Origin of the sequence: Streptomyces phaeofaciens (assembly GCF_014648915.1) — a bacterium.
Taxonomy (GTDB): Bacteria; Actinomycetota; Actinomycetes; order Streptomycetales; family Streptomycetaceae; genus Streptomyces; species Streptomyces phaeofaciens.
Genome location: NZ_BMSA01000026.1, coordinates 37,189 through 51,229, shown reverse-complemented (window position 1 = coordinate 51,229; position 14,041 = coordinate 37,189). Strand labels below are relative to the sequence as shown.

Here is a 14,041-nt window from a genome sequence, read left to right as displayed (position 1 = left end):
CGCCTGTATCAAAACTGCCCCATCTGTCCGGTGAGCCGTGCGCTCTTCAGCGCCCGGCCGAGCGCAAGGACGGCCACCGCACCGAGCACGGCGCCCACCGCGAGCAGCGCCAGCAGCCGTGTCCCCGTGCCGTCGGGCAGTGAGGGCCGGAGCACGGCGTCCCGCAGCAGGTCCAGTACCTGCGTGGGTGGCAGGCGTTCGCTGACCGGCTGCACCCAGCCGGGGAGTACAGCGATGGGGTACGTGACACCGCAGACCACCCCGAGTGTCCCCCGCAGGGCCTCCGTGACGCCTTCGGCATCACGGAACCGGAGCGCCACAACGGCCATCAGCCCGCCGAGGGCGAACAGCGCCGGTATCGACGCGAGGACCACGAGGAGTCCCGCCAGGAGCTGCCCGAAGCCGATGGGGACGCCGAACACGAACTTCAGCATCACGCCGATCGCGCTGAACAGCAGTGCGGCCGGGACCATTTCGACGACCGCCGGTCCGAAGAGGACGGTGAAGCGGGAGACGGGCGTGAGGTGCACCATCTCCAGCGATCCCTGCATGCGTTCTGTGCGCAGGGCCGAACCGGGCCCCCAGAGGATCATCGAGATCCACAGGTAGACCGCCCAGCCCAGGTAGATGAAGCCGGCCCACTGCGTCGTACCCGACCGTGCGGCGAAGGCGCCGACCGCGTCGTCGTCGCCGCCCCCGGAGAAACCGCTGGCCTGCGCGACGAAGGAGGCCGGCACGATCACCGCCATCACCACGACCATCACCAGGTTGCCGGGATAGCGGATCAGTACCTGCCACTCCTTGCGTACCGTCGCGGCGAAGGAGACGGCCTCAGTCCGTAGCGGGCTCATCGTCCGGCACTCCTCCCGTCAGGGACAGGAACGCGTCTCTGAGCGTGACCAACTCGTTCTCCATCCGCAGGATCGTTGTCCCGTGACGGGCCGATACCGAGAAGAGCCAGGGCCCCAGGTCCTCCCGATGGGAACTGGACAAGGTCAAGGACACGATGTCGCCGGGTGGCCCGTCGGGGCGGGCGTTCACCCGTACGGTCGCGTTCTCCTCCAGTTCCGACACCAGCAGTCGCAGCCGGTCCGGGCCGGGATCGCGGAACTGGAGATGCAGGAGCCGTGCGGCACCCACCGCGCGCTTCAGTTCCTCGGGCGTTCCGGTGGCCACCAGGCAGCCCTTGTCGATGATCCCCACGCGATCGGAGAGCAGATCGGCCTCGGCCATGTCGTGGGTGGTGACCAGGATGGTGTGGCCCGCTTCGCGCAGCCTGCGGATGTGGTCGTGGAGGTTGTTGGCGGCGTGCGGGTCGAGTCCACTGGCGGGTTCGTCGAGAAGCAGTACACCGGGCCGGTTCAGCATTGCTCTGGCGATCACCAGACGCTGGCGCATCCCCGTGGAGTACCGCTCCACGTAGTCGTCGGCGCGGTCGGCGAGGTCCATCTCCTCCAGTACTTCGCCGATACGGCCCCTGGCCCGCCTGCGCGAGGTGCCGTGGAGAGCGGCGAAGTACTCGAGGTTCTGACGCGCCGTGAGCTTCCAGTAGACGCTTCTCTCTCCACCCAGGGCCACGCCCAGCAGCGATCTCACCCGGCGGCGGTGCCGGCCCGCGTCGAGACCGCAGACACGGATGGTGCCCGAGGTCGGCTCCAGCAGTGTGGCGATCATCCGGATGAGGGTCGACTTGCCCGCGCCGTTGCGGCCGAGCAGCCCGAAGACCTGTCCCGCGGGTACCCGCAGGTCGATGCCCTGGACCGCCGCCAAGGGGTTGCCCTCCGCGTCCTTGCGGTCGGGGTAGAACTTGGTCAGCTGCTGCAATTCGATGACGTACTCGACGGAGCGCACTGCTCGGTCGGGAAGGGGACCGGCCGCGGAATCAGCCACGGGATCGGTCTCAGATGCCGCCGACGCCTCCTTCGCTCCTGTCCGTCTCATGGCTGATCACCTCCATGAGCCTTCGTGCGGCCCGGGAGTCGGGGAAGTGCCCGCCCGGGAGGGTGAGGACTCCGGTCCGGCCGCTCGTCGTCGCGTCCCAGAGCGGCAGGAGCGCCACGGGCACGGTGGCGTCCCGCTCACCGCCCACAGCGGTCAGCGGGCAGGTGAACCACGGCCTGTCGGGCCAGGAAGCGGTCTCCACGAGGCGGAGGTCCGCCCGGGCGATGTCGACGGCCATATCCATCAGCTCGGGCGAGGAGCGCAGCAGCGGAGGTATCCCGCCGTAGGTCTCCAGCTTCGCGAGCAGTTCCTTGTCGCCCATCAGGTGGATCGGGGCGTCGGGATCCGGGTGCCCGGGGGGACGTGCGGCGCCGGTGACGACGTACCGGGGCCCGGGCAGTCCCCGTTCGGACATACGGAGGGCGAAGGCGCTGCCCACATAGGCGCCGACACTGTGCCCGTAGACGGCGTACGGGACACCCTTCAGGGGACCGGCCAGAACGTCGGCCAGTTCGGAGGTGAGCTCCGCCAGGTCCGTCGGCTTCGGCTCGCCGATCCGGGTTTCCCTGCCGGGCAGTTGGACGGGCCACACCTCGATGCCTCGGGGTGCGAGGACGCCCGGCCACTCCCTGAACAGCGTGGCGCCTCCGCCCGCGTGGTGGAAGCACAGCAGCCGGAGCCGTGGCGGCCCGGCCGGGCGCGCGGCGAATCTGATCCACGGTTCCGGCGCGGATGCGCCTGCGCGCAGGACGCGGCTCACTCGCCGGCTCCGGACTGGGCGCCCGTGCTCGTGATGTGCGCGGCGAGTTCCCTGAGCGTCGGGTGGTCGAAGAATCCCGCGATCGGCAGCGTGAGCGACAGGCCGTCGCGCATACGTGCCGCCAGCTGCACCGCGACCAGGGAGTTGCCTCCCAGCTCGAAGAAGTCGTCGTCGAGGCCGATGACGCTGACACCGAGGGTGCCGTTCCACAGCTCCGCGAGCTTCTTCTGGAGTTCGGTCTCCGGCGGTGCGTACGGTGTGTCGAGCGGCCTGTCCTCGGTGGCCGTGGAGCCGTCGGTCAGCCGGGTGTCCTCCAGTTCGCGCCGCACCACGTCCAGGCTCAGCGCACCCGAACGCCGCAGGGCGCGCCGCAGGCCCTCGGGGCAGACGACGAGATGCGGTTCGGGGCGTCGCTGGAGTATGCGCCGCAGCACGTCCAGGCCGAGTTCGGCCGAGATCCCGACCTCGGCCAGCGCCTCGCCGTACGTGGCGGGTTCGGTGGCCACCGGCTTGTCGGTCACGTCGCTCACCACGGCCCGGATGGCCGCCGGGTCGACGCGGCGCTCCGCGTAGCCGGTGATCTCGACGGCCACGCGGCCGTCGTCGTCGAGGATGGCCACATCCGTGGTGTCCACCTCCACGTCGCTGTCGGAGGTGTGCCGGATGTGGACCCAGAACTCGGACGGGACCGGCTCGTGCACGCGGATGCGCTGGTATCCCAGGGGCAGATAGGCGTCACCGCGCGCCCGCCGCGCGGCGTCGTCCTTCGCGTTGACCGCGGTGTCCAGCAGGGCGGGGTGCAGACGGTAGAGGGCCGTCTCGGGCCGGTACTCCTCGGCCAGCTCGACACGGGCCAGTTCCTCGCCCGCTCCCACCGAGATGCTCTTGACCGCGCCAGTCCAGTGCGGTCCGAATCGGACCAGCCGGCCCGGCTCGGAGAGCATCTCCTGGCTGACGGAGAACTTCTCGCACCGGGCGGCGATCTCTTGCAGGTCCCACTGCGGCACCGGCTCCGCGGCGACCGGCTCCAGGCGGCACTTCATCCGCTCCGTCCAGATCCGCGGCTCGGGCCCCACCGCCGTGACGGCGACGGAGGCCGTGTGAGCGGTGCCGTCCGGGGTCAGGGAGACGCGCAGCTCGGTCGGTTCCTGCACACCGATGGGTCCGAGGAAGACCACGTCGCTGATCGCGGCGGTGCCTCCGACGCCCTCGCGGTAGCCGCCCTCCACCATCTCCAGCAGCGCCGTGCCCACCACCACGTCCGAGCCGCCCATGCGGTGTTCACCGGCGATCCAGTGGCCTCCGGGCTCCAGCACGGTGCTGAACTCGATCACGTCCTTCTTGCGGGTCACGCGGTCGAGCAGCGGATGCCGGGCGGCTTCGGACCTGACTCCGGTCTCCAGCCTGCGGAACGCGTGAGGCGCCGCCGTCTCGGTGTCGGCCGCCATGCCGAACTCGCTCCACCCCGACCAGCCGATCGAGACCACGGGGAGCCCTTGCTGGCAGGACCACGAGGCGAACCGGTCCAGGAAGTTGTTGGCCGCGCAGTAGTCGACCTGGCCGAAGGCGCCGGTGACGGCGATCTCGGAGGAGAACAGCATCATGAAGTCCAGCCCGCCACCGAGCAGCCGGTGCAGCCCGAGTGTGCCCGCGACCTTCGGCGCGAGGACACGGGCCGCGTCCTCGTCGCTCCGTACGGCCATCATGCCGCCGCCCGCGATGCCCGCCGAGTGGAAGACCCCGTGGATGGCGCCGTGTTCCGCGTGCACGGCACCGAGCGCTTCCCCCAGCGCCGCCTCGTCGGACACATCGCACCGTACGGGCACGACGATGGCTCCGCGCTCCTCGATCGCCAGCAGTTTGAGCAGCTTGCCCCGCAGGGCCTCCTCGGTCTCCGGGGAGTCCGCCAGCCCCTGCCACCGCTCCTTGGGCGGCAGCGACGACCTGCCCATCAGCACGAGCGTGACGGGTCCGGTCCGGGCCAGGTCCTCGGCGACCGCGAGGCCGATCCCGCCGAATCCGCCGGTGATCAGGTACGTGCCGTCGGGCCGTATCGCCGGCGCGTCGGCACGGGGCTCGTCGAGCTGCACGGTCCGGTAGTCCAGACGCCACCGCTTGCGGCCCCGCCAGGCGACCTGGCGGTCCGCCGTGGGCGTGCCGAACTCCGCGATCAGTCGGCGGGCGAGCACCTCCGCGGACTGGTCGGCCGGCAGGGCGAGGTCGATGCTGCGGGAGGTGACGCCCGCGATCTCTCGCTCCATGAGCAGCACGGGGCCGAGGAGTGTCGCCTTGGACGGCTCCAGACGCTCGGTGCCCGAGACCTCCTGGACGTTGCTGGAGACGACGAACACCTTGACGTCCTTGCCCAGGTCGGCCCTGTCCAGCTGCTGCCCCAGGTGGAGCAGGCTGTAGAAGCCCTTGGCCAGGGCGTCGGCCACCGTTTCGCCGGCCAGCGGATCCGTCTCGGGGTCCGTCAGCGTGAAGGCGTGCACGACAGCTCCCGGCGGGTTCTCCGCGAGCGCCGTCAGCAGCAGGTCCAGGTCTTCGGCGGAGTCGGGCCTGAGGGTGTACCGCCCTTCCGCCTGCCGGGCGAATTCCGTCCCGGCGCGCACCACCGTCACGCTCGCTCCCGCGGCCGAGAGCTCCTCGACGACCTGGTGCACGACCGGATGGCCGGAGTCGAACACCAGCCAGTGCCCCTCGGCCGTCGGCGGCCCCTGGTCGGGCAGCGGCGCCTCCTGCCAGTTCTGCGCGAAGGCGCATCGCTCCGCGGGGAGCGTGCCCTGCTCCTCCACGGCCTCGGCGCCGCCCGGGACCACGGGGTCCGGGTCGACCCAGTAGGGGCGCCGTTCGAAGGGGTACGTCGGCAGCGGAAGCCGCCGGCCCTCCCCCGACCAGGTCTGCCAGTCGACGGCCACGCCGTTGACCCACAGTGTGCCGACGGCCTCCGCGAACACCGCGTCGTCCGGGCGGTCCCGGCGCGGATGACGCATCGTCGGCACGATCGGTACGGCGTCGTACCCGACGCACTGACGCGCCAGACGCGTCAGTGTGTCTCCGGGACCCGCCTCCACCAGGATGCGGTCGTCGCCTGCGGCGAGCGTCTCGACACCCGCCGCGAACCGCACGGTGGAGCGCAGATGGGTGGTCCAGTAGGCGGGGTCCTGTGCCTGCTCGTCCGTGATCCAGGTGCCGCTGACGTTGGAGACGAACGGCAGCTGGGGTGCCGCGAGGGGAATCCCGGCCAGCTCGGCCGCGAACTCGTCCAGGCACGGCTCCATCGACGCGGTGTGGAAGGCGTGCGAGGTCTGCAGAACGGTGACCGCCAGACCGTTCGCCTCACATGACCGGGTCATGGCCTCCAGCGCTTCGAACGGGCCGGCCACGACCGTGCTCCTGGGCCCGTTGGCTGCGGCGATCTCCACCCTCTCGGTCAGCAACTGCGCGACCTGCGCCTCCGGGGCGGCGACGGCGATCATCCCGCCGGGCGCCATCGCGTTCATCACCCGGCCCCGTGCGGCGACGACACCGAGCGCGTCGGGGAGAGTGAAGACGCCCGCGAGGTGCGCTGCCACGTACTCGCCCACCGAGTGCCCCATCATCGCCGTGGGACTGACCCCCGCGGCCTCCAGCAGCTTCGCCTGCGCGTAGGAGACGGCGAACAGCGCCGGCTGGCTGAACCGGGTCTCGCGAAGACGCGTCCGGGCCTCCTCCTCGTGCCCGCTCTCCGGGTACAGGAGGTCCCGCACGTCACAACCCAGATGGGGGCGCAGGAGGTCGGCGCACGTATCGAGCGCCGACCGGAAGACCGGCTCGGTCGCATAGAGGTCACGTCCCATCCCGACGTGCTGCGCCCCCTGTCCGGGAAACATCATCACCGGCTGCCGGGTGGTCGCGGCCGACGGGGCCGAGATCTGCTTGCTCGAACGGGTGGCCTGCAGAGCCGACGCGGCCGTGGCCGTGGAGTCCGCCACCACCACCCGCCGTTGCGGATGGGCGGTCCTTCCGGTCTGCAGGGTGAACGCCACGTCCGCCACGTCGGTCTCAGGGTGCTTGCCGAGGAACGTGCCGTACCTGCGTGCCGCCTCCTCGGCCGCCGTGCCGGTGCGGGCCGACACGGGCAGCGTGAACCAGCGGCGCCCCCGGGGCACGGGGGCGGGGCGGACCGGGGCTTCCTCGATCACCACATGGGCGTTGGTCCCGCCGATCCCGAAAGAGCTGACACCTGCGCGCCGGGGGCTCTCCCCCGCCTTCCAGGGGGTGAGCTCGGTGGGGACGTAGAAGGGGCTGGTGTCGAGCTGGAGGCTCGGGTTGGGTGTGTCGAAGTTGATGTTCGGTGGGATGGCCTCGTGCCGCAGGGCCATGCACACCTTGATCAGACCCGCGACACCGGCCGCCGGCCCGAGATGGCCGACGTTCGCCTTGACGGAGCCGATCGGACAGCTCTGGAGGCCGCCGGCTCCTGCGGTGCGGAACGCCTGGGTGAGGCCCGCGACCTCGATCGGGTCGCCCACCAGGGTTCCGGTCGCGTGGGCCTCGACGAAGCCGATGGTGTCCGGGTGCACCTCGGCGACCGCCAGTGCCTCGGCGATGAGCTGGACCTGCCCCTGCACGCCCGGGGCTGTGAAGCCCGCGCGGTCGCCCCCGTCGTTGTTGACGGCGGAGCCCCTGATCACGCCGTAGATGTGGTCGTGATCGCGGATCGCGTCGTCGAGGCGCTTCAGGGCGATGGTCCCGGAGCCCGTCCCGAACATGGTCCCGTCGGCATCGGCGTCGAACGGCCGGATGTGGCCGCTGCGGGAGTAGATGTCGCCCTCGGACCATGTGTAGCCGGTGCCGTAGGGCAGTTCCACCTCGACCCCGCCGGCCAGGGCGTAGTCGCATTCGCCGTCGCGCAGCGACTGGGCCGCCAGGTGGACGGCCACCAGAGCGGTGGAACACGCCGTCTGGACATTGATGCTCGGGCCGCGCAGGCCGAGCCGGTAGGAGACAGTGGTGGCGAGGTAGTCGGGGCTGTTGCTGACCTCGATGGCCATGTTGCCCACGGCGGCCTTCATCGCGGCGTTGCGGGCCACGTTCCGTTCGCCGTAGTAGTTGTTCGCCATTCCCCCGAAGACGCCCACCTGGCCTTCCATGCGGGAGACGTCGTATCCGCTGTCCTCGATGGCGGCGTGGCAGGTCTCGAGGAAGAGCCGCCCCTGGGGGTCGCGAACCTCGGCCTCTCGTGGCGTGTATCCGAAGAACCGTGCGTCGAACCCCGCCACGTCGTCGACGAGGGGCGCGGCGTTGACGAAGCGCGGGTGCCGGAATTCGCGCGACTCGACCCCCGCCGCGAGCAGGTCGTCCTCCGAGAGACGGGTGATGGACTCGGTACCGGCGGCGAGATTCGCCCAGAACTCCTCCGGAGTGTTCGCCCCCGGAAAGCGGCAGGCCATCCCCACGATCGCGATGTGGTCCGCTCGCGGCTCTTCCGCCATCTGTTCCCCCTGCACCGCTGTGTCGACTGGGCGGCTCAGCCTAGGAACGGCGTTCGGACGGAACAACGTCACATTTGTCTGTCCATCAGGCCGTGCACTGCAAAGATCCCCGCTTCCGGGGGCTCGGCGCCGCGACCGGCCGAGCCGGTGCGGGTCCTTGCGCCATCACCCAAAACTGACGTGGTTCGCGATCACCTCCAGCCAGTAGGTTCAGCCACCCCAGCCAGCTTTGTAGGGGGAAGTACATGACTACGGCACACGCAGGCGGGCAATCGGCGGCGCGGCGCATCGCCGTCATCGGACTCGCCGGCCGATTTCCCGGTGCGCGGGACGTCAAGCAGCTGTGGGCGAACCTGGTGGAGGGCGTGGAGTCCCTCACGGAGCTCACCGATGAGCAACTGCGCCTGAGCGACGTGTCCGAGGAGACCATCGGCAGCCCGCACTACATCCGGCGGCGACCCCTCATGGACGACGTCGAGGGCTTCGACGCCGGCTTCTTCGGCTACCGCCCGCGTGAGGCCGACATCGCCGACCCGCAGCAGCGGGTCTTCCTGGAGGTCTGCCACACGGCGCTCCAGCACGCCGGATACGATCCCGCGCGGTACGAGGGCGCGATCGGCGTGTACGGCGGCAGCGGCCCGGTGGCGTACCACTTCAGGAACGTCTACGAGAACAGCCGGGTCCGTGCCGCGGTCGGCGACATGGCCATCGAGACCAACAACAACCTCGACTACCTCGCGACCCATGTCGCGCACGCCCTCGGCCTGGAGGGCCCCGCCGTCTCCATGGTCACCGCGTGCTCCACGTCCCTCGTGGCCATCCACTCCGCGTGCCAGGCGCTGGCGAGCGGCGACTGCAGCATGGCGATCGCCGGTGGCGTCAACATCCTTCTCCCCTACTACGCGGGGCAGAAGTGGGCGGAGAACAGCATCTACGCCCTCGACGGCCATGTGCGGGTCTTCGACGCGGACGCGGCCGGCACCAACTTCGGCACCGGCGCGGGCGCGGTCGTCCTCAAGCGGTACGAGGACGCCCTCGCCGACGGCGACCACATCGAAGCCGTACTGATCGGCACCGCCGTCAACAACGACGGCGCGCGCAGGAACGGCTTCGCCGCACCGAGCCACGACGGGCAGGCCGCCGTCATCACCCAGGCGCTCGCCGCCGCCGGCGGCCTCTCCCCCGACACCATCGGCTACGTCGAGGCGCACGGCACGGCGACCGCCGTCGGCGACCCCACCGAGGTGTCGGCGCTGTCGACGGCGTACCGCGCTGCGGGAGCGACGCGGAATCAGGCGTGTCCCATCGGGTCGCTCAAGGCGAACATCGGACACCTGGGCCCCGCGGCCGGGGTCGCGGGGCTGATCAAGGCGGTGCTGTCGATGCAGCACGACGTGATTCCGCCCGCCATCAACTTCACGACCCCCAATCCCCGTATCGGCTTCTCGGAAACGCCGTTCTACGTCAATGTCGAGCGCTCCCCCTGGCCCGAACGCGGCGGCCCGAAGCGTGCAGGGGTGAGTTCCTTCGGCATCGGCGGCACCAACGCCCATGTCATCGTGGAGGAAGCACCGAAGCAGGAGCCCCGCAGGGCGGCGGAGCGCGACCTGTCCCACCAGATCCTGCCGCTGTCGGCGAGGACCGGGACGGCGCTGGCCACCCTCTGTTCCGAGCTCGCCGCACATCTGCGCGAGCACCCCGGCCTCGCCCTCGAGGACGTCGCCCACACCCTGCAGGTCGGCCGCCGGGAGCTGCCGCACCGGGCGGCCTTCACCTGCCGGGACACCGACGAGGCGATCGCCGCGCTGGAGCGTGAGAACTCCCCCCGTACGGAGGCGGGAAAGGATCCGAAGCCCGCTCTCCTCTTCCCCGGCCAGGGAACCCAGCGGGTCGGCATGGCGGCCGAACTGTACGACTCGGAGCCCCTGTTCCGCGAGATCGTCGACGAATGCGCCGATGTCCTGCGCGAGTACCTCGGCCTGGACCTGCGCCCGCTGCTGTGCGGGACGGGAGAGGAGCAGGACGCCGACGGGGCGAGCGAGCGCCTGAACCGGACCGATCTCGCGCAACCCGCCCTGTTCGTCACCGAATACGCCCTGGCCCGGCTGTGGATGGATCGGGGCGTCGAACCCGCCGCGATGGTCGGCCACAGCATCGGCGAGTACACCGCGGCGTGCCTCGCGGGCGTCTTCACCCTTCACGACGCGCTGCGCCTCGTCGCCGTCCGCGGCCGCCTCACCCAGGCCATGCCGAGCGGCGGCATGCTGGCCGTGCCGCTCTCCGAGAGCGACCTCGCCCCTCTGCTCCCCGACGAGCTGAGTCTGGCCGCGGTCAACAGCCCCAAGAACTGCGTGGTCTCGGGCCCCGAGTCCGAACTGGAGCTGCTGGGCGACTGGCTGGCCTCGAACGGGATACGCAGCCAGCGGCTCCAGACCTCGCACGCGTTCCACTCCTCCATGCTCGACCCGGTGATGCCGCCGTTCCGCGAGGCGGTGGCCGTGGCGAACCCGCAGCCGCCGCGGCTTCCCTTCGTCTCCACCCTCACCGGTACCTGGATCACCGACGAGCAGGCAACGGACCCCGGCTACTGGGCCGACCAGCTCCGCGGCACCGTCCGCTTCGCGGAAGCCTGTGCCACCGTCGCGGAGAGCGCGACGGTCCTGCTGGAGACGGGACCCGGGCAGAGCCTCACCACCCTGGCGCGCCAGACCCTGTCCCGCGGCACCGCGGTGGTGCCCTCCCTTCGGCGGGCGAACTCCGAGCGCTCGGACAGCCATTGCCTCGCCGAGGCCGTCGGCGCTCTGTGGTCGCACGGCGTCGGCATCGACTGGGCCCGGCTGCACTCGGGCACCCGCCGCCGGGTCGTGCTTCCCACCTATCCGTACGAACGCGTACGGCACTGGATCGAGCCGGACCCGGAGGCCGAGGAGCAGCGTCCCGCCGCCGCCGAGCCACTGGTCCTGCCCGCCGAGGACTCCACGTTCCTGCCGACCTGGCGCAGGCGGCCGCTGGACCCGGCGGCCATCAGGTCCGAGGAGGCCGACGGCGGGCTCTGGCTGGTCCTGGAGGATACTGCCGGAACCGCGAACACCCTGGTCAGCGGCCTGGTCGAGCGCGGAGTCCGCATGGTCCACGTGGTGGCGGGCGAGACCTTCGCCGACCTGGGCGAGGGGCGTTTCACGATGAACCCCTCGCGACGCTCCGACTACGACGCGCTGTGCACGGCGCTCGACACCGGTCCCGGGCGCCCCGCGCACGTACTCCACGGCTGGAGCGCCGCGCCCGCGGCGGGCGGTGCCGTCGGCACGGCCGAGACCGACCGGGTGCGCGAGGCGGGCTTCCTCAGCCTGCTCCACCTCTCCCAGGCGCTGCTGGAGCGGTGGCCGGACAGCCACGCGGACATCCGGGTCCTGACGACCGGTTCCTTCGACGTTTCGGGCAGCGATCCCGTGGAACCGGCCAAGGCGCTGCTGATCGGGCCCTGTCTGGTGATCCCCCACGAGTCGCCCGCTCTCACCTTCCAGCTGGTCGACGTCGAACCGGCCGCCCTGACGGACGCCGGAGCCGTCGGGCAACTGGCCGAGGAACTGGGTACGCCGGTCTCCGATCCGCTGGTCGCCTACCGGGCGGGCCGCAGGTGGGTGTCGGACCACGAGCGAGTCGCCCTGCCACAGCGGGCCGAACTTCCGAGGACGCTGCGACGCCGCGGGGTCTACCTCATCACGGGCGGTATGGGGGGCATCGGCCTCGAAACCGCCAAGGAGCTCGCCCGCACGGCCGGCGCCAGGCTCGTCCTGGTGAACCGCAGCGCTCTGCCCGAGCGGGCGGAGTGGGACGCCCACCTGGCCGCGCACGGTCCGGACGACCGGACGAGCAGGCGGATCCTCGGGGTCCGGGAGGTGGAGGAGCTGGGCGGCGAGGTCCTCGTCGTCCGCGCCGACGTCACGGACGAGGCGGCGATGCGGAAGGTCGTCGACACGGCGAAGGAACGCTTCGGCCGCATCCACGGCGTGTTCCACGCGGCCGGCGTGCCGGGCGGCGGTCTCGCCGCACTGCGGACCGAGGACCAGGCACGCGAGGTGCTCGCCCCCAAGGTCGAGGGCACCTTGGTACTCGACCGGCTGCTCGGTGACGAGCTGGAACTCCTCGTGCTGTTCTCCTCGATCGTCTCGGTGTCCGGTGACTACGGGATGGTCGACTACTGCTCGGCCAACGCGTTCCTGGACGCCTACGCACAGGCGCGGCGCACCCGGAGCCGGTGCCGCACGATCGCGGTCAACTGGTGCGGCTGGACCGAGGTCGGCATGATCGGTGACACCCGTACCAACGCGCCCCGCGCCTTCCGCGAGCTGGAACAGGGCATCTCCTCCACCCAGGTCCGGCACCCCCTGCTCGGCCGCCGGCTGGAGACCGGGGACGGCGCGGAGGTGACGTATTCCGCCCTGGTCGACGCGGATTTCCACTGGGTGCTCACCGATCACCGCATGGGCGGCTCGGCCGTCTTTCCCGGCACGTCGTTCATCGAGATGATGTGCGCCGCGTACCAGGGCGGTGTCGAGGACGGGCCGGTCGAGGTGCGGGACGTGCTCTTCAGCCGCCCGCTCGCCGTCGACCATCGGCGCGAAGTCCAGGTGCGCGGGCAGCTCACCGGCTCCGGAGCCTACGACTTCACCGTCCGCAGCCGGGCCGTGGACGCCCCCGAGGCACCGTGGAACCACCACGCGCGGGCCACGATCACCCGGTACGCGGGACCCGCCGAGCCGGAGCGGCACGATCTGGGGAGCATCAGGTCCCGCTGCGACGAGCTGACCTGGGCTCCCGAACCGGGCGGCGACGAGCACTTGGTCCAGTTCGGGCCGCACTGGCCCACCATGGAGATCTACGAGGTCGGCAAGGGCGAGCACCTCGTCACTCTGGGACTGCGGGAAGGCCGGGGCGAGGACCTCGGCGAGTTCGTCGTGCACCCCTCCCTGCTCGACGGGGCCACGTCGCTCAGCCTGTTCATCCCGGATCTCGTGGGCGGCGGCACGAGCTTCCTGCCCATCGGGTTCGACAAGCTGATCGTGCGTGAGGCCCTGCCCGCGCGCCTGCACAGCCACATCAGGTCCTTCGAGATCGCCGAGGACCGTTCGAGCGCCACCCATGACATCGGCATCCTGGACGAGCGGGGCCGCGAGGTGGCCACCGTCGAAGGCTTCACGGTGCGCATCCTCGATGTGGCGGCGCTCGGTGACGGACACGGCCCGGCAGAGGCGCCCTCCGCCACGGACGGCGCCCCGGCCACCTCCGCACCCGCGCCGGGCCGGGACCGGGAAACCCCTCGGGCCGCTCCCGCCGCAGCCGTGGCGTCCGGGGATTCGTCCGTCTCCCCCTCGGGTGAGCTGCTGATCACTCCGGACGAGGGGCTCGCCCTGTTGTGGCGGGTGCTCAACACCCATGGTGAGGCGCAGTACGTCGTCAGCCGTGAGCCCCTGACCGAGCGGGTCCGGCGCATTTCCGGGATGGCCGCGTCCATCGCTGCGGCGGCAGGCGGACAGCTTGCCGGGGTCGCCAAGCGTACGGAACGCGCCTCCCCGGTCGCCGCGGAGGCCGTGACGACCACGCAGGGGCGTCTCGTCGAACTGTGGCAGGACGCCTTCGGACTCCCCCGTATCGGCCTCGACGAGGACTTCTTCGACCTCGGCGGGAATTCCCTCGTGGCCGTGCAGCTGGCCGTGCGCATCCGGGACTCCCTCGGGGTCAGCGTGCCGGGGGTCGCCGTTCTGGAGTACCCGACCGTCCGGGACCTTGCGCGCCGTGTCGACGAGGCGCTCCAGCATCCCGACGCGGCTCAGAAGCGGTGACGGGAGGCCAGTCGTATGCA

5 protein-coding genes are annotated in these 14,041 nt (G+C 71.1%); 1 reads left to right on the top strand and 4 read right to left on the bottom strand.

Annotated features, from left to right (window positions below; translation table 11 throughout):
- Window positions 1-8: 8 nt before the first annotated feature.
- From IE275_RS34260 to IE275_RS34245, 4 genes are read right to left on the bottom strand one after another with little or no spacing between them, the layout of a single operon-like run.
- Window positions 9-851: an ABC transporter permease gene (locus IE275_RS34260; RefSeq protein WP_189716473.1), complete on the bottom strand. Its 843-nt coding sequence runs from the start codon at window positions 849-851 to the stop codon at window positions 9-11.
- Complete coding sequence (locus IE275_RS34255; protein ID WP_229870880.1) at window positions 832-1,890, bottom strand: ABC transporter ATP-binding protein; 1,059 nt, start codon at window positions 1,888-1,890, stop codon at window positions 832-834. The genes IE275_RS34260 and IE275_RS34255 overlap by 20 nt, the downstream gene beginning before the upstream one ends.
- 10 nt (window positions 1,891-1,900) lie before the next feature.
- Complete coding sequence (locus tag IE275_RS34250) at window positions 1,901-2,701, bottom strand: thioesterase II family protein (protein ID WP_189716471.1); 801 nt, start codon at window positions 2,699-2,701, stop codon at window positions 1,901-1,903.
- Window positions 2,698-8,178 (bottom strand): type I polyketide synthase, encoded by a 5,481-nt coding sequence (locus tag IE275_RS34245; RefSeq protein WP_189716469.1) that lies wholly within the window; start codon window positions 8,176-8,178, stop codon window positions 2,698-2,700. The genes IE275_RS34250 and IE275_RS34245 overlap by 4 nt, the downstream gene beginning before the upstream one ends.
- A gap of 245 nt (window positions 8,179-8,423) precedes the next feature.
- On the opposite strand from IE275_RS34245, the gene IE275_RS34240 reads away from it, so the two are divergent.
- Window positions 8,424-14,021, top strand: coding sequence for a type I polyketide synthase (locus IE275_RS34240; protein ID WP_189716467.1), 5,598 nt, complete (start codon window positions 8,424-8,426; stop codon window positions 14,019-14,021).
- Window positions 14,022-14,041 lie beyond the last annotated feature (20 nt).